We start from the raw sequence: 23,187 nt of genomic DNA, 5'->3' as shown, positions 1-23,187 counted from the left end.
TTTTGAATATATAAATGAAATCAAATATTACACAAACCCGTTTGGGTATTTTAGGTGGCGGTCAGTTAGGCCGAATGCTCATTCAGGAAGCTATTAATTTTAATCTTTCTATCAGTATTCTTGATCCTGATGCTAACGCCCCTTGTAAAAATATATGCGACTATTTTGAAGTTGGCTCTATTAGCGACTATGAAACCGTATATAACTTCGGAAAAAACCTTGATTTACTAACCATAGAGATAGAAAAAGTAAATATCGAGGCTTTAGAAGATTTAGAAAAAGAAGGCGTAACAGTTTTCCCTCAACCTAGAATCATCAGGTTGATACAAGATAAAGGCCTTCAAAAACAATTCTTTAAAGAAAATGATATCCCAACATCAGAGTTTCAGCTTATTGCTAACAAAGAGCAGTTACTAACTGATAAAATACCTTTCCCTTATATCCAAAAACTAAGAAAGGATGGTTATGATGGTAAAGGCGTAGTTAAAATTGTTGATGAATCTGATTTAAACAAAGCTTTTGAGCAGCCTTCCATAGTTGAGAAATGGATTGATTTTGAAAAGGAAATAGCTGTTATTATTGCTAGAAATGAAAACGGCCAAACAAAAACTTTTCCTTTAGTAGAAATGGATTTTAATAAAGAAGCTAATTTGGTAGAGTTTCTAATCAGTCCATCAACCTACAACTTCGAAATCCAGCAGAAAGCTGATAAAATTGCTAGAGATATTGCAGATTGCCTTAACATTGTAGGCTTATTAGCAGTAGAAATGTTTGTTACTAAAAATGGCGAAATTTTAGTTAACGAGTTAGCTCCTCGCCCGCATAACAGTGGTCACCATACCATAGAAGGAAACGTTACCTCTCAATTTCAGCAGCATTTAAGAGCCATTTTAAATTTACCTTTGGGTAGTACTGCAAGTATCGCAAATGCTGTGATGATTAATCTTTTAGGTGAAGCTGGCTATGAAGGCCCGGCAGAATATGAAGGTTTAAAAGAGGTACTACAAAAAGAAGGTGTTTATGTGCATTTATATGGTAAAGTTTTCACTAAACCTTTCCGTAAAATGGGCCATGTTACCATTGTAGATCAAGATAGAAACGCTGCTATAGAAAAAGCACAATTTGTTAAAGAAAAATTAAAAGTTAAATCATAATGTATAAGCCAAAAGTTGGTATCATCATGGGTAGCCGGTCTGATCTTCCTATTATGGAAGAGGCTGCAAATGTTTTAAAAGAATTAGGTGTAGCCTATGAGTTAACCGTAGTATCGGCACACCGTACCCCAGAAAGAATGTTTGAATATGCTAGTAAAGCAGCAGAGAGAGGCTTAAAAGTTATCATCGCTGGTGCAGGTGGCGCAGCTCATTTACCAGGCATGGTGGCTTCTATCACTACACTTCCGGTTATAGGTGTTCCGGTAAAATCAAGCAATTCTATTGATGGCTGGGATTCTGTTTTATCTATCTTACAAATGCCAAATGGCATTCCTGTAGCTACAGTAGCGCTTAATGCTGCTAAAAATGCGGGAATATTAGCTGCACAAATTTTAGCTACCGCTGATGATAATTTAGCGCAACAGGTATCTAAATTTAAAAACGATTTAAAAGCAAAAATAGAAGAATCGGCAGAAAGTTTAAAATCAGAAGGATACCCTTCTACCTTTTAATTCCATTCTGGATTTTCAGGAAAATTAGCTACATGGGCATATTTAACGCCTAAATTTAAGATGGCTTCTTTCCATATGTTTTTATCAGAATATTCAAAAACCATAGCTGGGTTGTATTTATCAGATACTATCCAGCTATTCTCGTTTATCTCGGCTACTAATTGTCCTTTATCCCAACCAGAATAGCCAATAAAAAACTTAACCTCAGCCTCTGTAATGTTATAACTATTAATCTGGAGCTTTAGCGTTTCAAAATCGCCACCCCAAAACAAATCCTTTCCTATAGGTATCCCTCCCGGGATTTTATCTGGAGAACAATGTATAAAATTTAAGGTATCATTAGCTACAGGCCCACCAATATGAACCAAAAAATTAGCATCCCAACAATCTGCAATGATATCTTTCAACAATAAATTACTTTTATGGTTTAATACATAGCCTATATCACCTTCATCGCCTCGTTCGGTTAGTAAAACAACCGAACGCCTGAAATTTTCATCCAGCATAAAAGGCTCTGATATTAATAAATCTCCAACTTTAGGTAAAACTTTACTCAGCATATTTATATAAACGAAGATGTATTGATTTAGATTTTAAAAATCGTAATAAATACTGATTCATGTCATTTATTTTAAATTATTTTTATCCCAATTTGCAATTCGTAAGTTTGTATAAAATGAGTGAGCAAAAATTAAATTTAAAAGATTTAAGACAAGATTATCGTTCTTCCTTTCTTCTAGAAGAAGATATTGAAAAAACACCTTTAAAACAGTTTGAAAAATGGTTTAAAGATGCACTAAAAGCAGAAATTTTAGAGCCTAATGCCATGACCTTGGCTACTGCATCTAAAGAAGGTATACCATCGGCAAGAATTGTTCTTTTGAAAGATTATGATGAAGATGGCTTCACTTTTTTTACCAATTATAGCAGCAATAAAGGGCAGCAATTAGCAGAAAACCCTTTTGCAGCACTGGTGTTTTTTTGGGGAGATTTAGAAAGACAAATTCGTATTGAGGGTGTGATAGAAAAGATAAGCATCCACGAATCAACATCTTACTATCACTCTAGACCAAAAGGAAGCCAGCTTGGCGCTTGGGCATCTCCACAAAGTAGTGTAATCCCAAATAGAACGTTTTTAGAATTGAACTTAAAAAAACTAGAAGAACAGTATAAAAACGAAGAAATTATTCCAAAGCCAGACTTTTGGGGAGGTTACAGACTAATCCCTAATTTGATAGAATTTTGGCAAGGAAGATCTAACCGTTTACACGACAGGATTATCTATAAAAGACAAAAAGACGAATCTTGGACTATAGAAAGGCTTGCTCCATGACATTTACCGAAATAAAAGAACTCTTAATACAAAAATTTGGTCCTGATATTATTGAAGCAGAGGAAACACAAGGCTTACAACCTGCTTTAGTTATAAAAAAAGACCATATTGTTGAGGTTTGTTTAATGTTAAGAGATAACGAAAATACTTGGTTTGATTTCTTATCTAACCTAAGCGGTGTTGATTATGGTGTAGAAGCGCAGAAATTTGGCGTAGTTTATCACCTATCATCTATCCTTAAAAAGCATCAACTGGTTTTAAAAGTCTATCAACAAAATGATAGAGACGAGCAAAATTTACCTGTATTTAAATCTGTCACAAGCATCTGGAAAACAGCAGATTGGCATGAAAGAGAAGCTTTTGATCTTTTAGGGATTTATTTTGAAGGTCATCCAGATTTAAGAAGAATTTTATTACCAGATGATTGGGAAGGCTATCCTTTAAGGAAAGATTATAAAACAGCAGAGCAATATCACAACATTAAAATAGACATGTAAGTTGAAATATACAGAAGCATTAGAAAGGTATCAGCATAAAATTAATAGCGTTTCTTCAGAAGAAATGGTACTTAATTTAGGACCACAACACCCTAGTACACATGGTGTTTTACGTCTAGAATTAATTACTGATGGAGAAGTTGTAAAAGAAGTAATCCCACATTTAGGCTATTTACACAGATGTTTTGAAAAACATGCTGAGGCGCTTAATTACAGCCAGATTATTCCTTTTACAGATAGGATGGATTATATGGCATCTATGAACAATAACCATGCTTTTGTTATGGGTGTGGAAAAGATGCTAGGGATTGAAGATAAAATACCAAAAAGAGTTGAATACATTAGAGTACTAGTTTGCGAACTTAACCGTATTGCATCGCACCTGATTGCTATAGGTACTTATGGTATTGATATTGGTGCTTTTACTCCGTTTTTATGGTGTTTTAGAGACCGCGAGCATATTATGAATATGTTAGAGTGGACTTCTGGTGCCAGAATGCTATATAATTATATTTGGATTGGCGGTTTGTTTTACGATGTTCCTGTAGGCTTTGAAGAACGTTGTGTAGAATTTGTAAAATACTTCAAACCTAAGATGAAGGAGCTGAATGAGCTACTTACAGAAAATCAAATCTTTATATCCAGAACAGCAAACGTAGGTGTTTTACCTTTGGATGTTGCTATTAATTATGGATGTTCTGGTCCTATGCTGCGTGGCTCGGGCTTAAAATACGATTTAAGACGTGAGGATGAATACTCTGTTTATCCCGAACTAGATTTCGAGATACCTTATGCTAAGGGAGAAATTGGTACTGTAGGAGATTGCTGGAACCGCTATAAAGTTAGAATAGATGAAATTGCAGAGTCTTTAAAAATTATTGAGCAATGTGCCATAAAATTACAGCATGAACATAAACGCACACCAGATTTTGACCCTAGAGCTTTAGTACCTAAAAAAGTAGTACCAAAGCAACAAGATTTTTATTGCAGAGCAGAAAATCCTAAGGGAGAAATTGGTTTCTATTTTATTGCCGATGGTAAATCTGACAAACCTTTCAGGGTAAAATCAAGAGGTCCAAGTTTTAATAACCTATCAGTTATATCAGAGATTTCTAAAGGTGTTTTAATAGCAGATTTAGTTGCTATTATTGGTTCTATAGATATTGTTCTTGGAGAAGTTGATAGGTAGCTTGAGGATTAATTAGATAACAAAAAAAGCTTCGACAAAAATCGAAGCTTTTTTAATATATCATTAGGTTAATCTTAATTATATACCTTAACCATAAAAATATAATCTTGCATCTTTTTAATTTGCTGTGTTCTGTTAAATGATGCTAAGCTATTTTTAGAGTTTATTTTAAGCTTTTTCTTCAAAGAATCCTGAGGTATATTTTCTATCGCTTTCAACAAATAATCTGATTTTATGGCAAATGCAGCACCATCAACCTGAGTTTGTTTACCACTAATAACACCAATTACGTTTCCTCTATTATCCATTAAAGGGCCTCCAGAGTTACCAGGGTTAACTGGTATAGAAACTTGGTAAGCAATAGAATCTCCACCAAAACCAGTTTGCGCACTTAAATAACCTTTTCCATAAACTACCTCATCTCTAGGATATCCAATAGTATAAACATCTTCACCTAAATCTGAAGATGACTTTTTAAAAGTATAAGGCAAAGGTGATAATGACTCAAACAAAGGGTCTACAATTTGCAAAATTGCAATATCATAAGAAGGGTCTATATAAATAGTTTGTACCTTAAAAGACTCGCCTTTATTATTTTGGATATAAACAGAATCTGCCCCCTGTACAACATGGTAATTGGTAACCAAATAACCATTTGATGATAGTGCGAAACCTGTACCACCAAACTGGCTGGGTGCTATTTCTTTGTTAGGAGATTTAGAATTGATATTTCTTATCAGAGCATTTTGAGACTTTTTGATAGACTCCATATCTCTTTTCAAGGCATTGTAAGTAGAAGAGTTGCTTGCCTTTCTAAATTGACCTGTAGAAATTAGTGTAATTAAAGTAGCTAAAATAGCTACAGAGGCAGCCACTGCTAGATTTCTCTTATATTTTCTAAAGAATATCACAAAGGCAGGTTCCTTTTCTTGTAATTCTTCTTTTAAAGCAACTATATCTAACTGTTGATGGAAGTTTTTCATTGATGATTTCAAATCTTGAACCTCACCATAGTTTTTTAATGATTTTAAGAAATCTAAGTGGGCAACAACTTTACTATCTAAAGCTGGGTTTGCTGCTCTCTCTTGCTCAAATTGTATCATTTCTTCATCAGACATTTCCTGATAGAGATATGCTTCAATTCTTTTAATCAATGCTAACTCACTACTCATTTTTCAATTTTTTGATTAAAAAATATTTTTTTCAATCGCTGTAAACACTTATACTTCTGCGTTTTAGCATTATCTGCGTTGGTATAACCAAATTTTTCGCAGATTTCTTGCATAGAACGGTTGTGTATATAAAAATCTTCAATAATAGTTTTACACGGCTCTCCCAAATCTTTTAATGCGGAATGCATCATCGTAAATTGTTTATCTTTTTCTTGATGATGTTCTATCTCCTGTTCTACAGGGATATAATCTTCATAATCTTTAATATCGCCGCTAAATCTACTTTTCTGACTTAACTTCTTTAACCATAATCTTCTGCAAACAGAATATATAAAAGTTTTTAGTTTACTACTTAATTCAAAATCTCCACTTTTTATTTTACCATGCAATACAATAATTGCTTCTTGGTAAATATCTTTTGCATCATCCTCATCACCATTATTATTGATAACAAGTTGTAGTATCATGGGAAAATAAGCCAGATACAAATGCTTTAAAATGGAAGATGAATTATTCAGAATACCTAAAATAATTTCACTATCTGTTGGCTTCGAATGATTTATCTTTTTATTCAATGTTAATACGCTTTAAACGGAATTGTAACCCAAAGTTGGTAAAAAAAAACTTTTAGCCAATTAAAATATAAAGAACTACCACAACTATAATTTTGAAAGTGTAATAAGTTTTAATAAACTATCTAAAAATCTAAGATTCTATCATCATTTATATTAAATATCTGCAAAAACAAAAGACTTAATACTTTTTTTTAAAAATTATTTTCGCAATAAAAAGCCTGATTTATTAGCAGTTAGCAGGTTTTTTCTTTTTTTATTAAAAAAATATTTAAAAATCGGGTTACCTTTTTACCTTTGCAGTATTAACGATTAAATTATCAAAAATTAAAAAAAGAAATTAACATGAAAAATTTATTAAAATTCGGATTTTTTGCTTTAGCTATCTCTTTATCAGTAGTTGCTTGTAACTCTAACAAACCAGCTGAAGAAGCAACTGATTCAGTTGTTACTGATTCTGTAGTTGTTGATACTGCTGCTGTTGATACTGCTGCTGTTGATACTGCTGCTGTTGATACTGCTGCTGCTGCTCAATAAGCAAAAATCTTTTAAGATTTTAAGAAAAGCCCTTGCAAATAGCGAGGGCTTTTTTATTTTAAGCAAATTCTCTAGAACTAAAGGCTATTATAACAAAAAAGGCTAAAACTTACGTTCTAGCCTTTTTTAGGGTAAGTAATCGGGCTCGAACCGACGACCCTCAGAACCACAATCTGATGCTCTAACCAACTGAGCTATACCTACCGTTTTATTTTAGTGATGCAAAATTAGCACAAAAAAGTACATCTTACAAGTTTTAAAAGCTTTTTTTATTTACAACCACTAACCTATTGATTATTAGCTAATAAAATTTTACTTAAATTGCTATAAAGGCAATGCTTATCTTAGCCACATGATTGAAATATTTACCGACGGTGCATCAAGCGGAAATCCAGGGCCTGGAGGATATGGAGTTATTTTGCGTTCTGGCAAGCACTATAAAGAGCTAGCAGAAGGTTTTAGATTAACTACTAACAATAGAATGGAATTATTGGCTGTATGTATTGGTTTAGAAGCTTTAAAAAGCTTGAATCAGCAAATAACCATATACTCAGACTCTAAATATGTGATTGATGCCGTAGAAAAAAAGTGGGTGTTTGGATGGGTTAATAAAGGTTTTGTAGGTAAAAAAAATAAAGATTTATGGTTAAGATTTTTAAATACATACAAACTTCATCAAGTAAAATTTATTTGGGTAAAAGGTCATGCTGGACATCCAGAAAATGAAAGATGCGACCAATTAGCTGTTTTAGCTTCTAAAGGGAAGGATTTGAAAATAGATAGTGTATTTGAGATGGAGAATAAAACCAATAAGACCATCTTTTAATGGTCTTATTGAAATTCATAATTTAATGAACCTTTTAGAGAGGAGAATATTCACGCATCATTTCTTCAGCTTCTAAAACCATTTTTGTTGATCCAATAAAAATAGAAGCCCGTTGATGAATCTCGGTAACCTCCATTTCTAAAATTCTTTCATAACCATTGGTAGCTCTTCCTCCTGCTTGTTCAATAATAAAAGCTAAAGGATTACATTCATACACCAATCTTAACTTACCGTTAGGAGCACTTGCAGTAGACGGATAAATATAAATCCCGCCTTTAATTAAATTTCTATGTAAATCAGCAACCATAGAACCTATATATCTTGAAGTATATGGTCTTGAAGTTGCAGAATCTTCTACCTGACAATATTTAATATATTTTTTTACCCCTTCCGGAAAATGAACATAATTACCCTCATTAATGCTATAAATAGAACCAGTTTCAGGTATTTTCATATCTGGATGAGACAGACAGAATTCTCCTATAGAAGGGTCAAGTGTAAAACCATTTACACCCTTACCAGTAGTGTAAACCAACATGGTTGATGAACCATAAATAATGTATCCCGCAGCAACTTGCTCTGTTCCTTTCTGTAATATATCTTCTAAAACACCAGGCCCCTCTTTGCTTTTCCTTCTGTATATAGAGAATGTAGTACCTACGGCAACATTCACATCAATATTAGATGAGCCATCTAAAGGATCTATTGCAACAACATACTTAGCATTTTTAGAGACTTCTTTATTGAGTAAAACGATTTCTTCATTCTCTTCTGAGGCTACCAAACAGCACTCGCCGCCACTACTTAAAGCAGAAATAAATTGCTCATTTGCATAAACATCTAATTTCTTCTGTGTTTCGCCTTGTACATTAACAACACCAGATTCACCCAATATATCTACCAGACCTGCTTTATTAATTTCTCTATTTACAATTTTTGCTGCTATTCCAATATCTCTAAGTAAACGAGAAAGTTCTCCTTTCGCGTAAGGAAAATCTGCTTGTTTTTGTATAATAAACTGCCCTAATGTTGTTACTCCATTCATAAATACCTTAGTGTATAATTTACATTATCTTGCGCCTAGCTCGACGACGTCTAAAGTATGAATTTTTTCTTCGGAAATACAAAATCTAATTAAAGTTCTCTGCTTATGCCATCCTATTTTTCCGGCAGCACCAGGGTTAATATGCAAGCATTGTATTTTTTTATCAAACATTACTTTTAAGATATGTGAATGACCAGAAACAAATAATTGAGGCGGCTTAGTGTAAATTTCTTTTTTCACAGATGGACTATACCTATCTGGATAACCGCCTATATGTGTCATCCAAACATTAACTTTTTCGCAAGTAAATTTCAAATGTTCTGGATAAACTGCTCTTACAGCATAATCATCAATATTCCCATAAACACCTTTTAAAGGCTTAAAAGCGGCTAGTTTATCAGCTAATTCCAAAGTTCCAAAATCTCCGGCATGCCATATCTCATCGCATTTATCAAAATATTTAAACACAGCATCATCTAAATAACTATGTGTATCTGATAATAATCCAATTTTAACCATAATAAATACTAAAAGATGGTAAAGAAGTTTTTGAGCGCACTTTTATATTGCAAAGAATGTTCACCTTCTTTTTCATAAATAATAAAATTCTCTGTTTGCTCTTCTACCGATGGATTTTTTTGAAACTTTAAAATATGCCTAAAAGCTTCTTTATCTTGAAAAGATTTAACAATTATTTTTCTTTCTAGATGTAAATAATAATCGTTTGCTAAGTGCTGTAACAGTAAAGATATTTCTAACGGAACAATAATTTCTAAGCTACCATTTTCATGCAAATGAGTTGATGCTATTCTTAACAAATCAATAAAAAAGGATTCATCTGTATGCTTAGCTAAATTAGTTTGATGATGTGGAGATTTTAATGCATTAAGAAAGAAAGGTGGATTAGAAACAATTAAATTGTACTTTTTTGTTGGATGCATCTCAAAAAACTCAATAAAGCTATGATGATGAGCTGACAAACGATCATGAAATAAAGAGTTCTGAAAATTCATACTTGCAGTATCAACAGCTCGATAATCAATATCCAAAGCATCTATTTTACTTTCGTGATTTCTTTGCGCCAACATTAATGCTATGACCCCTGTCCCGGTTCCGATATCACAAATACTTTTAGCCTTTTGAACATCGCATAAAGCACCTAACAACACCCCGTCGGTATTAATTTTCATAGGACAATTTTCCTGATTAACTACAAACTCTTTAAAATGAAATACCGACATATTACAAATTTAGGTTTTGATTTACTGCTAAAACAATAAATCCTAAACAAAAAATGCTCTTTCAACTTTAACGTTAAAAGAGCATTTATTCTGATAGGATAATAAATTTATTCTCCTAAGATATTGTGTAACACATTATCATATGTTGATTTAGCATCTTGAACATAACCAAAATTTTCATCATCTACCAATAATGAGCCTCCGGTTACATGACCTAATAAGCTAAATTCTGTTTCAGTAGTTGCCATAAACTCTACAAAAGCTTCCTGCTCTTCTGGTTTAACACTTACCACAATACGTCCTTGAGCTTCACCAAATAAGAAAGCATCTTTTCTAATTTCTGAATCGGAATTGATATTGAAACCTAATTGATTTGGCATAGAAGCTTCCAACAGGGCAATGTATAAACCGCCATCAGCAACATCATGAGCAGATTGAATTAGCTTATTACTGATTAATTGTTTGATTACTTGGTGAGTTTCATATTCTTTATCCAAATCAAAATACGGAGCAGGAGATGCTGCTATTTTATGATAAGATGCTAAATACTGTGATGATGCAATATCGTTTACAGATTCGCCCACTAAGTAGATTAAATCTCCTTCTTGTTTAAAGTCTAGCGTCATCATGTTATTGATATCATCCATAACCCCTAACATACCAATGGTTGGTGTTGGGAAAACCGGACCTTCATCTGATGATTGATTATAGAAAGAAACATTACCACCGGTTACAGGAGTTTCAAATTTGGTACAAGCTTCGCCCATACCTTTAATAGCTCCTACAAATTGCCAGTAAACTTCTGGCACATAAGGATTACCGAAGTTAAGACAGTTGGTGATAGCTACAGGCTCTCCACCAGCACAAGTAATATTTCTTGCAGCTTCTGCTACAGCTATAGCACAACCCTTCTGAGGGTCTGCATTTACATATCTTGAATTACAATCTACCGTAAGGACAATTGCTTTATTGGTATCTTTTACAGAAACTACCGCAGCATCGCTTGGTCTGTTAGTTACCATATTAGCTGTACCAACCATAGAATCATACTGATTGGTAACCCATCTTTTTGAGGCAATATTTGGATGATTTGTTAAATGTTGAGCTACAGCTTTTAAGTCTTCTGGCTCTTTAACATCATTGATATTAAATTTCTGGAATTCTTGATAATAAGCAGGCTCTTTATATTCTCGTTGGTAAACCGGAGCACCACCGCCTAGAACTAAATCATCGGCAGGAACGTCAGCAACTAACTCCCCATTCATGAAATATTGTAGTCGTTTGGTATCTGTTACTTCACCTATGATAGCGCAGTTTAAATCCCATTTCTCAAAAACAGCTTCTACTAAAGCTTCTTTTCCTTTTTCTACCACAATAAGCATACGTTCTTGAGATTCTGATAATAAAATCTCGAATGGAAGCATATTTTGTTGACGGGTAGGTACTTTATCTAAATCTATACGCATACCATGCTCGCCTTTTGCAGACATTTCTGAGTTTGAACAGATGATACCTGCCGCACCCATATCTTGCATACCAACTACAGCACCTGTTTTTATCACTTCTAATGAAGCTTCTAATAATAACTTCTCTTGGAAAGGATCTCCCACCTGAACTGCTGGCAAATCATTTACGGAGTCTTCAGTAATATCTTTTGAAGCAAAAGCTGCTCCGTTTATACCGTCTTTACCCGTTGCAGAACCTACAATATATACCGGATTACCTACTCCGTGTGATGTTGCTGAAACTGTTTCTCCTACTTTTACAATACCAGCAGACATGGCATTTACTAGTGGATTAACATGGTAACATTCATCAAAAAACACTTCACCACCTACAGTAGGAATACCAAAGGCATTTCCGTAGTCACCAATACCTTTTACAACGCCTTTAATTAACCATTGTGTTTTAGGGTGATTGGGATCACCGAATCTCAATGAGTTTAATTGAGCAATAGGTCTTGCTCCCATCGTAAAAATATCACGGTTAATACCGCCCACACCAGTTGCAGCACCTTGATAAGGCTCTAATGCTGATGGGTGATTATGAGATTCTATTTTAAAAACACAAGCTATACCATCGCCAAGATCTACCATTCCTGCGTTTTCTTCACCAGCTTTGGCTAGCATTCTAGGACCATCTTTAGGTAAAGTTTTTAACCAAGTGATAGAGTTTTTGTAAGAACAGTGCTCGCTCCACATTACAGAGAATATAGATAATTCTGTAAAATTTGGCGTTCTACCTAAAATTTCTTTTATTTTTTCGAACTCTTCGGGACGTAAACCTAAATCTTTTGCGGTTTCTTGTGTGGTAAAGTTATTATTTTCCAATTTGATACGTATATTTGAATTAGGCCTCAAAGGTATGAATTCAAATCAGTTACTAAAAGAGATTTTAACATCTTCTTTCTAAAATTGTATGCTTAAAATTAAGTTTCTTAAAGTATTTCTATTATTTAGCTGTTTATCTTTTAGCAATTTCTTACAGGCGCAATCTTTCGGCAACGAGTGGATAATTGCTTCTCAAAAATATGTAAAGATCAAAATTTCTGAAGAAGGATTATTCGGGATAGATTTAAATCAAATCATACAATCTGGTTTAGCTACGCAGAATATTGACCCGAAAAAATTCCAACTTTTTAATAAAGGAAAAGAAGTTGCTATTTTGGTAACAGGCGATTCTGATAATGTTTTTGATGGTAATGATAAGATTGTTTTTTACGGTAAACCTAATGACGCATCACTAGATAAGGTTTTATATAACAACCCTGCAGATTTACCCAATGATGAAGTAAGTCTCTATGAAAATGACAATTATTACTTTTTAACCTACAGCAATAACACAACTGGATTAAGATTAAAAGAATTTCAACAAAATAATACTGGATTAACAGAAGAAAACTGGATTATAGCTAAAAGCAGGATTAACCTAACAGATGGCTATTATCCTGGTGAATTTATACTTTCTGCCATGAGCCTTTCTGAATATATTGAAGGAGAAGGTTTCATGGGTAATACTTTTGGTAAAGGCCAAACTACTAACCTTAGTTTAAATACATTAGATATAGCATCAAGTAGCTTTCAACCGCAATTATCATTTTATGTAGCTGGTAGGTCTAACGCTTCTTCTACTAATGTTAATGGCTTTAACCATCACTTAAGAGTTTCATTAAATAATGCGACTGTTTTTGACACTTTATTTAGAGGTTATAAAACTGTTAGGAAAACAATCCCTATATCACTTACAACATCTAGTAATCAAATATCATTCTCTTCTATTGATGATTTAGGTGCACTTACAGATTTCCAAGCTATTTCTTATGCAGAAATTACTTATGCAAAAGGAACAAATATTAACAACTTAAGTAGTTTAAAATTCATTTTAAACAACAATAAAGCGTTAAGTTTTCTAAGATTTAGAAATTCTGGTCTTACTAACCCTATTTTATGGGATTTAACTACTGACTTTGTTATCAGAGGATTAAAAAATACAACGAATGCTGATTTTGTTATCAATACTACGAATCAACAAAAAAATTACTTTTTAGCTGATTTAGACAACTTAAAATCCACTAACCTAACTCCTGTTACTTTCAGAAATTTCTCAAACGCAGACATCAAGCCTTTTTTAATGATATCAAATAAGCTGCTTACTGCAGGAGTTAATAACTATAAAGCTTACAATGATACAAGAGGCATAGAAACTACTATCGCTTATACAGAAGATTTATATAACGAATTCTACTATGGATTTCACCATCCATTAGCATTAAAAAACTTTTGCGCTTGGGCATTAGCTAGAGGAAATCTAAAACCTGAATATCTGCTATTATTAGGCAAAGGGATGGAAATTTCCAAAGGCAACTTTAATAATGATTTAGTACCTACAATAGGATATCCTGCGTCTGACAACATGCTAACATCGGGTTTAAATGGCAGCAATTTAGAACCTGGTCTAGCAACAGGAAGAGTACCTGCAAAAACCAATGAGGAAGTTGAAAATTATTTGAATAAACTTAAAGTTTATGAAAAATTACCAAATGAGATTTGGAGGAAGAATATTTTATTTCTCAATGGCGGTAGAAGTTCTTCTGAAAACACAAGCTACACAAGTTTTCAAAATAGTTTATTTAGAGTTGCTGAAGGTGAGTTTTTTGGAGCTAAAGCATCTGTTATTTCTAAAGATGTAAACAATCCTGTTACTGAGAACCAAACACAAAGAATTATAAATGAGACAGCCTCAGGAGTTAGTCTAGTATCATTTTTGGGTCATGGCTCTTCTACCGAAACAGAGATTTCTTTTGGTCCCACTAGTAGTCATCGTAATAAAGAAAAACCCACTGTTTACATTGTAAATGGATGCAGTACGGGTGCTATTTTTGGAAGCAATTTAGCTTTAGGCGAACAATTTCTTTTAGCTAAAGATGTTGGTGCTGTAGCTTGGATAGGTACCACCAGTGAAGGTGTTGCTTCTTACTTAACTAATGCTACACGTTATTTTTACAGTAATTGGTTTAAAAACATGTATGGAAAATCCATTTCAGATGGCATTAAAAATGGTTTAAGAAGCTATCAAGTGCCAAGCGATAGATTAAATACAGCACATACAAGGCAATATATTTACATTGGAGATCCTTTAATATCTTTTTATAAAACAGAAAATCCAGACTATACAATCAATAATTCAGATATTTCTTATGATAATTCAAGCGTGAATGCGGTTAAGGATTTAGAATTACAAGTAATTATAAAAAATTTGGCTAAGGCTGTAAATACTGATAGCTTATCAATCAAAATAGAGAGAATATTACCTAATAACACAAATTTGTTATTACCAATTCTGAAGATAAAATCTGTATTAAATACTGATACTGTAAAAATTATCATTAATAACAATATCCAACAAAATATTGTTGGAAACAACCGCATTCTCATCACCTTAAATCCCGAAAACACAATACCAGAACTAAATTTAAATAATAATCAAGGGCAGCTATCTTTATTTATATCTGGAAATGGAATAAACACAATTTATCCACGTAAAAATGGTATCGTATCTACTTCAAATAATTTTATTTTAAAAGTACAATCTGAAAATTTATTTACCCAAACAGCAGAGTATATCTTTGAAATAGACACTATTTCAACCTTTACAAGTACTTTTAAAAAAACATCACCAGTTATTAGCTCTGGATTATTTGCTGATTGGAATCCTAGTCTTATACTAGAAAATGGCAAAGTTTACTTTTGGAGAGCTAGATTAAACCTACCTCAAGATCAAGGAGGTAATTGGGTTACATCAGTTTTTACTTATCTAAATAACGAGGATGATGGTTTTAGTTTATCACACAAAGATCAATTAAAAGATTTAAAATTTGAAGATGCAACTTTTGACTACAATACTGGATTATTTAAGTTTAAACCCACATTTTTCCCTACCTCTATACAAACAGAAGGCGATGACGGAGGAGCACCTTTTGATAAAAGGTTTAGAACAACGCAAACTATTTCATTCAGCTCTATAGGATTTGTAGGCTTAACCTTAGTGGCTTATCATCCTGTTAAAATTGGGAAAAAATTCAGTTATCCGAGTCCTTATAATTCTAATAGTGGGCCACCTGATGAGTATGATGCTAACGGATTTACTGGACAATATTTTTGGAATACAAACATCCCAGAACAAGTAGACTCGTTAATAAGCTATTTAAATCAAGTACCCGAAGGATACTATGTAATTGGTTATAATGGTCTTAATACTACGATTAATGCACTCCCTTCGGCTGCTAAAAATGCACTACAATCAATTGGTTTAAATAAATATGATTTAATAAATACTGGAGAACCTTATATGTTTTGGGGTATCAAGGGAGCTAGTCCTGGATCTGTTCTAGAATTTACGGCCGATTATAGTTCAAATATACCTCCTAGAGCGCAACGTATTAGACATGCTGAGAACCTTAAATATTCTTTAAGCTCAGGATATATTAATACAGATTTAATTGGGCCAGCTAAAGAATGGAAAAATGCTGAGCTGAAATACTTTTCTAATCAAAATGATAAAATTTCTTATGAGCTCAGAGGTATAAATCAACAAGGTATAGAAAGTGTTTTACAAAATAATTTAAATACTGATGAGATTGATTTATCACAAATTAATGCCAAGGAATATCCTTTTATTAAAATAAAAAGCACTTTTGAAGATAAAGAAGATTATAATATTCCTAAGTTGAACTTTTGGAGGGTAAATTTTAATCCAATAGCGGAACTAACTTTAAATCCTACATTTACTAATAATTTTTATAAAGAAAAAATACAAGAAGGAGATTCTGTAAAATGGGAATTGGGAGTTACCAATTTAGCTAATATATCTTCAGATTCATTAGAGCTAAGTTATACCATTAGAAAAGCTAATAATACCAGCATTATCAAAACTTTAAAAAGAGAGGCCAATTTAAACCCCGGAGAAAGCAAAAAAATTATGATAAGCGAAGCAACACAAGGTTTAGTAGGTATAAACACTTTAAGAGCAGAATTAAAGTTAAATTCATCATCAGATTTGTACACCTTTAACAATACCATATTTAAAAATTTCGAGGTTTTGAAAGATAGTAAACAACCTCTTTTAGATATTCTTTTTGACGGAAGGCCTATTGTAAACGGAGAGATTATTTCGCCAGAACCTATCATTAATATTACTTTAAAAGATGAAAACAAGTTTCTTTTATTAAATGACACTTCTTATTTAAGTGTATTCATAAGAAAAGAAGAAGAAACAAATTTTAGAAGAGTTTATTACGCTACCGGACAATTAAACTTGGTACCTGCCAATAATGGTGAAGAGAACAAACTTACCGTAGAATACAAACCAAGCAGATTAAGCGACGGTAAATATACCATGAAAGTTAGTAGTAAAGATGCCTCTAACAATACTAATCAAAATGATTATGAAATAACTTTTGAAGTAATAAACGAATCTAGCATATCAAACTTTTACCCTTATCCAAACCCTGTTACCACAGCAATGAAGTTTGTGTTTACCCTAACAGGAGATAAAATACCTGAAAAGGTAAAAATTCAAATTTTAACCGTTTCCGGAAAAGTAGTAAGAGAGATAAGTAAAGAAGAACTTGGAGCATTAAGAATAGGAAATAATGTTTCTGACTTTACTTGGGATGGTACCGACCAATTTGGAGATAGACTTGCAAATGGTGTTTACTTTTATAAAGTTATGATACAAGATAATGAACTGGGAGATCTAAAACACCGAAGTACTAAAGGCGATCAGTTTTTCAGGAATAAAATTGGTAAGATTTATTTAATGAGGTGATTTTGAGAGTTTTCACTTTCTTTCCAAAAGAAATAACCCAAAATAAAACTAGATAGAATAAATGAAATAGAACAAGTCAAAATTGCACCATATATTTTGAATTCTTTTATCAATATGTATCCCAATACAATAGAAGGTATTAAACCTGCTAGAGAAGCATAAAAGTTTATTTTCATTTTTCCCTGACTACTAAAAAAATAACCTAGAACTTTAGCCGAAGAGAATATTATTATCGCTGGCGACAATAATAATAATAATCGTTTTATTTGATAAAAATCTTTGTTTAACAAATCCACATATACCTGAGAAGGTAAAAGATAAATTCCAATTATCAGAATAAAAGTAAAAATAAGAGTTATCTTAATGTAATTTGAAAACTGAGCAATGCTTCCTCCATTTAATTTATCAGATTTAGAAACTTCATTACCTAATAATGTTCCAACAGTAACTGCAAATAACCAAATTACGTTAGCAAAAGAAAATAAAACACTAAAAACACCTACAGCTTTTAATCCTTCATATTTTTCTATGAAAAAAAACGACACCCTATAATTTACAATTTGAGAAAAGTTAGCCCCTTGGTTAATAATACCCAATTTAAATGACTCTTTTATTAAGTCTTTAATCACAAAAACCCGAAATTGCTCTTTGAATTCATTCATTAATAATAAAATAGAAAAAGCACTTGGAATCATATAGGAAACCCCCTGAAAGATCAAAAAGTCTTTAATGCTAAAATCTGAAAACCCTTTTAAGTATAAAAGTATAAAAACAATTAAAGGCTGTAATATTACCAACATATTATACCACTTTATCTTAACTTTATTTATTAAAATCCTTAGATTTAGCGCAAATATGCTTGCTGATAATACATTCAAGAAAAATACATATTTGAACTGAATACCAATAAGACCGATATGAGTTAAAATTAAAGTACCTATTGTAGTAACAAATAAAAACCATACATATGAAATAAATACTATTTCGTTTACTTGATATCTCTTAAGAAGAAAAAAAACGACACCTACTCCTAGTATATCATTAATTAGCTGCACCAAAGCTATATAAATAGCTATAATACTTAAATAGCCTCGCCCATAAGAACCAAGAAATTTTGCAGTTATCAATGAAATAACTAATGTTATTACTGCTACAACAAAGTTTGCTTGAAAAGAAAATATAATCTTTTTCAGCATTTGCTTAACCCAATTTTATAAAATTCCATAAAGCTGTTTTCTATTTTTTGAGAAGCGAACTTCTCTTTGATATCTATAACTATATTTTCAGGGGTCCAAAACTCAACTTCTTGCTTGATAACTAACTCCATAACCTTCTGTAATGATATCTCATCTTTTGGATCAATCATGATACTATTTCCTTGATGTAAATACTCCTTAAAGCAAAGTAAATTAGTAGTAATGACCGGCAATCCACAAAATAAGGCTTCCATTACAACTACACCCTGAGTTTCATAATTACTAAACATTACAAAAACATCCACTTTTTGATAATAAGCTATAATATCATCATTAAACTTAACACCATGAAAAAATATATTAGACTTAGATTTTAATTTTTTAGAATACAACTCAGATTCTGAAATAACATTTGGAAAGCCACCAACTATATGTAATTCAATATTTTTATTTTGCTCAAAAATCTTATCGAATACTCTTAGAATACCTATCGTATTCTTAGCCTTTTCATCCAATCTTGATATATGTAAAAACCTGAAAATCTCACCTTTTTGCTTTTGTTTGTATTGAAATTTAAGTTCATCAACAATATTTGGTATTACAAAAAAAAATCTATGATCAATCCTTAATTTTCTCATTCCATCTCTTAAGGCGTTAGAAACTGCACTAATTCCTAAACTCTCTTTTACAATAAAACGCTTAAACATATTCTCAAATGACCAAACTGAATTACATCTTAAGTATATTGTCGAATGTTCTGTAATATAATACGGAATTTTTTTAAAAATTTTATAAAACAAGGGTATTATTGCTTCAAATCCAATTACATGAATATGAATAAAGTCTACATGCTTTAAATGTTTCATTGCACATTTAAATGCTTTGACATATGCATTTAATTTTCTGTAAAAATTAACTATCTTTTTGTATAAATATAAATTACAACGGCTTGTCCTGTAGTAGCAAGTGTAAATGGGGTAATTTCCATTCTCTTCACTCTTAATTTCATAAATACCGTTTAGTAAATTAGATTCTACGGCAAAGGCGACTGCTACTTTATTTTTTCTTGAAATTAAATCGACATGCTTTTTCGTGAAAATTGCATCTAAAGGATTTTCTTTACTAGGAAACCAACTTGGAAAAATTAATATATTAAACAAATGTATATTTTTAATTAAACTCAGAAAACTTAGCTCTAAAAAAACAATTTTTAGAATATTTATTAAGTGATATTCTACTATTAGTAAGTACAGGATTAAAAATTTCAAACCCTATTTCATTAAAAAAACGTTCAATATCAAAGCTATTATAATCGGTTTTAACCAATATAGCATCATTTATTTCAATCTGGACAATCGGTTTAAACTTTTTAAGAGTATTTACCATTCCTATTAATGCTAAATATTCCCCGCCTTCTATATCTATTTTCACATATTTTAATGAATCAATTTTATTATTTGAAAGATATATATCTAAAGATATTGTAGAAACTTTTTCAGGCTCTTCATTCTTGAAATAATAAGATGATACCATTCCCAAGTTTTTTTCATTCTTATCGTAAAAAAGGTTTATGATGGAATTTTTATCCGCTACTGCTAATCTTTCTAATTGAATATTTTCAATATTATTTAGTTTAACATTTTCAGCTAAGACTTTAAAATTCTTTGAGAACGGCTCAAATGAAATCACCTTACCCTTAACTCCAACTAATTTGGAGCAAAAAACACTATAAAGTCCAAAATTTGCCCCAACATCTACAAAAACATCACCATCTTTAACGTTTTCTGAAATAAAGTTTAATTCGAAATCTTCATATTTATTTAAAAAAAACAACTGATTTTGAATCCAATCATTTAAATCTAAATTAAAATAAACCAGGTTTTTAAAATGAAATAATTGGTATTCATTATTAAAAAAAGAAGTCTTAGTATTTAAATATCTTATTAAGATGAATAGTCTATTAAACAATGGAATGCTTAAAGCTAATTTAACGCCAAGAATTAGTTTTTTTTTAAACTTAAACATTAAGAAAATTAATTAAATAATTATAGATTTAAAACAATTTCAGACATCCTTTCGCAAATAGATTTTTCTACCATTTAAAATGAAGATTAAACACTTTTAAAAGCAGTATTTATAACTACTTAACTTGAAAAAACATTTAAAAATGAAAAAAATACTGGAACTAATCTAATAACATTACTCATTTTTATATATTTAATCTTACGAAGCAACAGACTAGAATGAGCATATTAGAATATATAAAGTATACTAAAAAGAATTGGAGGAGCTTTTATACCTTCTTGTGCCTTTATTTTGTAGCAATTTTATTTTGTACACTAATTCTTAAACATTCTGTTCCTCCCTTTTATGTCTACTCCATGTATTCTTATCCAATCCCTAAAGAAGCAGAAATAATTATTCACCGAATAATTGTAAACGAAAAAGAGCTTAATACTTTTCAACTTCTAAAAGAAGAAGGAGATGTTGTAAGGGCAAATATTATTAGATATTCATATCTTAAGAAGAACTCATTTAAAGATAAATTTCATGGAATATTTGAAAAAAAAATCAGTAACCAATATTTATTAAAGATAAATGACAAGCTCTTTAATTATAAAAACTTAGATGAAGCTGTGTTTGGCAATTGGTTAAGAGATTATTTACAAAGTCATTATAAGCATAGTATTGAATCAATAAAAATTTATGAAACAACTTTAATGTTTACAAAAGAACAAAGGCCTTTAATATTAAAAGAGGTTTTAATTTTGAATAAAAAATATGAATAAAAAAAATATTAAGCAAATAGTTTTTATTTCTTATTTAGTAATTTTAGTATACAAGTATTTTAGTTCAACACTTTTATCACAACAAACACATCCTCCTTTACTTTACCCAAACTTAAATATCTTATATTGGACTTTTATAATTTCCGATCTAACAGATATCTTTAATTATCAATGGATTAAATACCTTTTAGATATCTCTTTATTTACCTCTTGTATTTTAACATTAGTTAACATAAAAAGTAATATTTATCCCATAATTTTCTCAGTGTCATTATGGTTTTACCAATTCTTATATTTCTCAATTGTAGCTTATCAACCATTTGCAATAGGTTTATTATTCCCTTGTTTACCCTTTATATTTAAGAGTGAAATTAAATTTTTCATAACATACAATTTTGGAAGATACTTTCTTTGTTGGTTATATTTCTTTGCTGGAGTACTAAAAATAATTAACCAAGGGATATTCAACATTAATCAATTAACTGATAGTATAAAAGTTTCAGCTGCTGACTTCATCTTTTATAATCCGAATCATATAAAAACTCAAATCATGGCGTTTCTGATTGAGAATATATATTTAAGTTATAGTCTATTTATTTCTGCTGTAATAATAGAATTAACATTTTTTATAGGATTTCTAACTAAAAAATATGATTTACATTTAGCAGTTTTATTTTTAACCTTCCATTTAATAAATTATCAAATCTTGGATTTACCTTTTATTAATCATGCGATTATTGTAACGTTTTTTCTGCCTTTAAAGAATAGTTTAAATTACTCATCTAGCTAAAAACACATTTGAAATCGCTTTCATGACTCTCTATTATTTTTAATAATGTCAGATATTGTATTTTTTATTTTATATAACATCATAAATAACTTACCTCCTAAACCGTTAAGTTTACTTAAGGATGAATGGTATGATACTTTAAAGTAAATTTCCAATTGAGTATTATAATAAGATTTAAACAAAGAAATATTTTGCATATTTGCACCACAGAAATCAATATAATAAATATCATTTTTTAAACACCAATCTACGATAGACTGATACAAATATGTATGAGCATATCTTTCTGCAACCCCAGCCTTATTTAGCAATATAGTATATGCTTTTTTTGATTTTAAATCTACCAATACCAAATTTGAGCAAATTAAATATCCTTCTTTATAAACATTAAAAGCTTTTAAAAAGCCTAAGTCACCCCATCCTTTCAATAAATCATTATACTTTTTACAATGTTTAATTGAGCTACCTATTTCTTGTAAAAATTTAAGATTTAAATTAATGGAATTATCATTAGGTTCTTCTACTTTAAAAGAATAAGTTTTAATTATTTCTTTCTTTAGATTTTTTAAGACACTAGGATGAGATGATAAATTATTATTCTTTATATGGGTGTATTTCACTTGAATCCTAAAACTATTCCATATAAAAGGTCTAATATCAAAAATATTACTCTCAAACTTTAAGAAAATACGATTGTAATTTTTCTTAAACAGATTAATTAGTGAATTATTTATTTCGAAGAATACTTGCTCACTTAAATTTTCTATGATGTAATAAGGTGTGTAAGAAAATCCTTCAGGGGTTATTATTTTTTTTCTATTTGAAAAAAAAGCAATGACTGCAATAGTATTCCCTTTTTTTATATATCTATAGTAGTTAACTTTAAGATTGTATACGTTAGCAATTGTCGTTAGATACTCTCTTTGAAAGAAAACAGATAGATTTAACAAAGAAATTTCCTCTTGCCAACTTTTGTCGTTAATTTCTTGCCACATCGTAATACAATAA

At 31.1% G+C, this 23,187-nt stretch carries 21 protein-coding genes and 1 tRNA gene; 10 read left to right on the top strand and 12 right to left on the bottom strand.

Translation table 11 applies throughout. The features are described from left to right. Window positions 1-14 precede the first annotated feature (14 nt). On the top strand, window positions 15-1,154 hold the full coding sequence (locus GJJ64_RS14390) for a 5-(carboxyamino)imidazole ribonucleotide synthase (RefSeq protein ID WP_154288469.1): 1,140 nt from the start codon (window positions 15-17) through the stop codon (window positions 1,152-1,154). Beyond that, window positions 1,154-1,666, top strand: a complete 513-nt coding sequence (purE, locus tag GJJ64_RS14385; protein ID WP_154288468.1) for a 5-(carboxyamino)imidazole ribonucleotide mutase — start codon at window positions 1,154-1,156, stop codon at window positions 1,664-1,666. The genes GJJ64_RS14390 and purE overlap by 1 nt, the downstream gene beginning before the upstream one ends. On the opposite strand, the gene GJJ64_RS14380 is transcribed toward purE, so the two are convergent. Further along, window positions 1,663-2,226, bottom strand: coding sequence for a YqgE/AlgH family protein (locus GJJ64_RS14380; protein WP_154288467.1), 564 nt, complete (start codon window positions 2,224-2,226; stop codon window positions 1,663-1,665). The genes purE and GJJ64_RS14380 overlap by 4 nt on opposite strands. A gap of 116 nt (window positions 2,227-2,342) precedes the next feature. On the opposite strand from GJJ64_RS14380, the gene pdxH reads away from it, so the two are divergent. The 3 genes from pdxH (at window position 2,343) to GJJ64_RS14365 (ending at window position 4,685) form a co-directional block, all read left to right on the top strand. After that, the gene (gene pdxH / locus GJJ64_RS14375; protein WP_154288466.1) at window positions 2,343-2,999 is read left to right on the top strand and encodes a pyridoxamine 5'-phosphate oxidase; all 657 of its coding nucleotides are present in this window, start codon (window positions 2,343-2,345) and stop codon (window positions 2,997-2,999) included. Continuing rightward, window positions 2,996-3,496, top strand: a complete 501-nt coding sequence (locus GJJ64_RS14370) for an NADH-quinone oxidoreductase subunit C (RefSeq protein WP_154288465.1) — start codon at window positions 2,996-2,998, stop codon at window positions 3,494-3,496. The genes pdxH and GJJ64_RS14370 overlap by 4 nt, the downstream gene beginning before the upstream one ends. 64 nt (window positions 3,497-3,560) lie before the next feature. Beyond that, window positions 3,561-4,685: an NADH-quinone oxidoreductase subunit D gene (locus GJJ64_RS14365; protein WP_229655559.1), complete on the top strand. Its 1,125-nt coding sequence runs from the start codon at window positions 3,561-3,563 to the stop codon at window positions 4,683-4,685. Between the two features lie 74 nt (window positions 4,686-4,759). Here GJJ64_RS14365 and GJJ64_RS14360 read toward each other — a convergent pair whose 3' ends face one another. After that, window positions 4,760-5,857 carry a S1C family serine protease gene (locus GJJ64_RS14360; protein ID WP_154288463.1) on the bottom strand — a complete coding sequence of 366 codons (1,098 nt, stop codon included), beginning with the start codon at window positions 5,855-5,857 and terminating at the stop codon, window positions 4,760-4,762. Continuing rightward, entirely contained in the window at window positions 5,854-6,432 is a 579-nt protein-coding gene (locus GJJ64_RS14355; protein ID WP_154288462.1) for an RNA polymerase sigma factor, read from the bottom strand. The genes GJJ64_RS14360 and GJJ64_RS14355 overlap by 4 nt, the downstream gene beginning before the upstream one ends. Before the next feature lie 342 nt (window positions 6,433-6,774). Between GJJ64_RS14355 and GJJ64_RS14350 the strand changes: the two genes are divergently transcribed. Further along, window positions 6,775-6,966 carry a hypothetical protein gene (locus tag GJJ64_RS14350; RefSeq protein ID WP_154288461.1) on the top strand — a complete coding sequence of 64 codons (192 nt, stop codon included), beginning with the start codon at window positions 6,775-6,777 and terminating at the stop codon, window positions 6,964-6,966. Window positions 6,967-7,096: 130 nt separating this feature from the next. Here the strand turns inward: GJJ64_RS14350 and GJJ64_RS14345 are convergent. After that, window positions 7,097-7,170, bottom strand: a tRNA-His gene (locus GJJ64_RS14345). Window positions 7,171-7,318: 148 nt separating this feature from the next. Here GJJ64_RS14345 and rnhA point away from each other — a divergent pair. Next, window positions 7,319-7,792 (top strand): ribonuclease HI, encoded by a 474-nt coding sequence (gene rnhA, locus GJJ64_RS14340; RefSeq protein WP_154288460.1) that lies wholly within the window; start codon window positions 7,319-7,321, stop codon window positions 7,790-7,792. A 34-nt stretch (window positions 7,793-7,826) separates the two neighbouring features. Here rnhA and fbp read toward each other — a convergent pair whose 3' ends face one another. The 4 genes from fbp to purL all read right to left on the bottom strand — a co-directional run bounded on the left by fbp (window position 7,827) and on the right by purL (window position 12,408). After that, window positions 7,827-8,837: a class 1 fructose-bisphosphatase gene (gene fbp / locus GJJ64_RS14335; protein WP_154288459.1), complete on the bottom strand. Its 1,011-nt coding sequence runs from the start codon at window positions 8,835-8,837 to the stop codon at window positions 7,827-7,829. 24 nt (window positions 8,838-8,861) lie between these two features. After that, window positions 8,862-9,356 (bottom strand): metallophosphoesterase family protein, encoded by a 495-nt coding sequence (locus GJJ64_RS14330; RefSeq protein WP_154288458.1) that lies wholly within the window; start codon window positions 9,354-9,356, stop codon window positions 8,862-8,864. Window positions 9,357-9,364: 8 nt separating this feature from the next. Beyond that, the gene (locus tag GJJ64_RS14325; RefSeq protein WP_154288457.1) at window positions 9,365-10,078 is read right to left on the bottom strand and encodes a tRNA1(Val) (adenine(37)-N6)-methyltransferase; all 714 of its coding nucleotides are present in this window, start codon (window positions 10,076-10,078) and stop codon (window positions 9,365-9,367) included. A gap of 107 nt (window positions 10,079-10,185) precedes the next feature. Further along, a complete protein-coding gene (gene purL / locus GJJ64_RS14320) occupies window positions 10,186-12,408 on the bottom strand; it encodes a phosphoribosylformylglycinamidine synthase subunit PurL (protein ID WP_154288456.1) in 2,223 nt (740 codons plus the stop codon). Between the two features lie 88 nt (window positions 12,409-12,496). Between purL and porU2 the strand changes: the two genes are divergently transcribed. Then, a complete protein-coding gene (gene porU2 / locus GJJ64_RS14315) occupies window positions 12,497-17,404 on the top strand; it encodes a putative type IX secretion system sortase PorU2 (protein ID WP_154288455.1) in 4,908 nt (1,635 codons plus the stop codon). Here the strand turns inward: porU2 and GJJ64_RS14310 are convergent. The 3 genes from GJJ64_RS14310 to GJJ64_RS14300 are packed head-to-tail and all read right to left on the bottom strand — an operon-like array spanning window position 17,389 to window position 20,625. After that, window positions 17,389-18,600 (bottom strand): lipopolysaccharide biosynthesis protein, encoded by a 1,212-nt coding sequence (locus GJJ64_RS14310; RefSeq protein WP_154288454.1) that lies wholly within the window; start codon window positions 18,598-18,600, stop codon window positions 17,389-17,391. The two genes, porU2 and GJJ64_RS14310, sit on opposite strands and share 16 nt — an antisense overlap. Further along, window positions 18,594-19,760: a glycosyltransferase family 4 protein gene (locus tag GJJ64_RS14305; RefSeq protein WP_195759288.1), complete on the bottom strand. Its 1,167-nt coding sequence runs from the start codon at window positions 19,758-19,760 to the stop codon at window positions 18,594-18,596. Before GJJ64_RS14305 ends, GJJ64_RS14310 begins: the two co-directional genes overlap by 7 nt. Before the next feature lie 10 nt (window positions 19,761-19,770). Further along, complete coding sequence (locus tag GJJ64_RS14300; RefSeq protein WP_154288452.1) at window positions 19,771-20,625, bottom strand: FkbM family methyltransferase; 855 nt, start codon at window positions 20,623-20,625, stop codon at window positions 19,771-19,773. A 356-nt stretch (window positions 20,626-20,981) separates the two neighbouring features. Between GJJ64_RS14300 and GJJ64_RS14295 the strand changes: the two genes are divergently transcribed. Both GJJ64_RS14295 and GJJ64_RS14290 read left to right on the top strand, forming a co-directional pair. Then, window positions 20,982-21,389, top strand: a complete 408-nt coding sequence (locus tag GJJ64_RS14295) for a hypothetical protein (protein WP_154288451.1) — start codon at window positions 20,982-20,984, stop codon at window positions 21,387-21,389. Then, window positions 21,382-22,179, top strand: coding sequence for a hypothetical protein (locus GJJ64_RS14290; RefSeq protein ID WP_154288450.1), 798 nt, complete (start codon window positions 21,382-21,384; stop codon window positions 22,177-22,179). The genes GJJ64_RS14295 and GJJ64_RS14290 overlap by 8 nt, the downstream gene beginning before the upstream one ends. 20 nt (window positions 22,180-22,199) lie before the next feature. Here GJJ64_RS14290 and GJJ64_RS14285 read toward each other — a convergent pair whose 3' ends face one another. Further along, complete coding sequence (locus tag GJJ64_RS14285) at window positions 22,200-23,174, bottom strand: hypothetical protein (protein WP_154288449.1); 975 nt, start codon at window positions 23,172-23,174, stop codon at window positions 22,200-22,202. Window positions 23,175-23,187 lie beyond the last annotated feature (13 nt).

This window comes from Pedobacter puniceum, assembly GCF_009674685.1.
Lineage (GTDB): Bacteria > Bacteroidota > Bacteroidia > Sphingobacteriales > Sphingobacteriaceae > Pseudopedobacter > Pseudopedobacter puniceum.
This window is presented reverse-complemented; position numbering and strand designations above follow the sequence as displayed.

What these genes read in the sequence shown, in the direction of transcription:
- GJJ64_RS14360 (WP_154288463.1), bottom strand. Translation starts at nt 5,857, where the DNA reads ATGAGTAGTGAGTTAGCATTGATTAAAAGAATTGAAGCATATCTCTAT.
- GJJ64_RS14390 (WP_154288469.1), top strand. Translation starts at nt 15, where the DNA reads ATGAAATCAAATATTACACAAACCCGTTTGGGTATTTTAGGTGGCGGT.
- GJJ64_RS14300 (WP_154288452.1), bottom strand. Translation starts at nt 20,625, where the DNA reads ATGTTTAAGTTTAAAAAAAAACTAATTCTTGGCGTTAAATTAGCTTTA.
- GJJ64_RS14310 (WP_154288454.1), bottom strand. Translation starts at nt 18,600, where the DNA reads ATGCTGAAAAAGATTATATTTTCTTTTCAAGCAAACTTTGTTGTAGCA.
- rnhA (WP_154288460.1), top strand. Translation starts at nt 7,319, where the DNA reads ATGATTGAAATATTTACCGACGGTGCATCAAGCGGAAATCCAGGGCCT.
- GJJ64_RS14365 (WP_229655559.1), top strand. Translation starts at nt 3,561, where the DNA reads ATGGTACTTAATTTAGGACCACAACACCCTAGTACACATGGTGTTTTA.
- GJJ64_RS14380 (WP_154288467.1), bottom strand. Translation starts at nt 2,226, where the DNA reads ATGCTGAGTAAAGTTTTACCTAAAGTTGGAGATTTATTAATATCAGAG.
- GJJ64_RS14285 (WP_154288449.1), bottom strand. Translation starts at nt 23,174, where the DNA reads ATGTGGCAAGAAATTAACGACAAAAGTTGGCAAGAGGAAATTTCTTTG.
- fbp (WP_154288459.1), bottom strand. Translation starts at nt 8,837, where the DNA reads ATGAATGGAGTAACAACATTAGGGCAGTTTATTATACAAAAACAAGCA.
- GJJ64_RS14350 (WP_154288461.1), top strand. Translation starts at nt 6,775, where the DNA reads ATGAAAAATTTATTAAAATTCGGATTTTTTGCTTTAGCTATCTCTTTA.
- GJJ64_RS14330 (WP_154288458.1), bottom strand. Translation starts at nt 9,356, where the DNA reads ATGGTTAAAATTGGATTATTATCAGATACACATAGTTATTTAGATGAT.
- GJJ64_RS14295 (WP_154288451.1), top strand. Translation starts at nt 20,982, where the DNA reads ATGTATTCTTATCCAATCCCTAAAGAAGCAGAAATAATTATTCACCGA.
- pdxH (WP_154288466.1), top strand. Translation starts at nt 2,343, where the DNA reads ATGAGTGAGCAAAAATTAAATTTAAAAGATTTAAGACAAGATTATCGT.
- purE (WP_154288468.1), top strand. Translation starts at nt 1,154, where the DNA reads ATGTATAAGCCAAAAGTTGGTATCATCATGGGTAGCCGGTCTGATCTT.
- GJJ64_RS14325 (WP_154288457.1), bottom strand. Translation starts at nt 10,078, where the DNA reads ATGTCGGTATTTCATTTTAAAGAGTTTGTAGTTAATCAGGAAAATTGT.
- GJJ64_RS14370 (WP_154288465.1), top strand. Translation starts at nt 2,996, where the DNA reads ATGACATTTACCGAAATAAAAGAACTCTTAATACAAAAATTTGGTCCT.
- porU2 (WP_154288455.1), top strand. Translation starts at nt 12,497, where the DNA reads ATGCTTAAAATTAAGTTTCTTAAAGTATTTCTATTATTTAGCTGTTTA.
- GJJ64_RS14290 (WP_154288450.1), top strand. Translation starts at nt 21,382, where the DNA reads ATGAATAAAAAAAATATTAAGCAAATAGTTTTTATTTCTTATTTAGTA.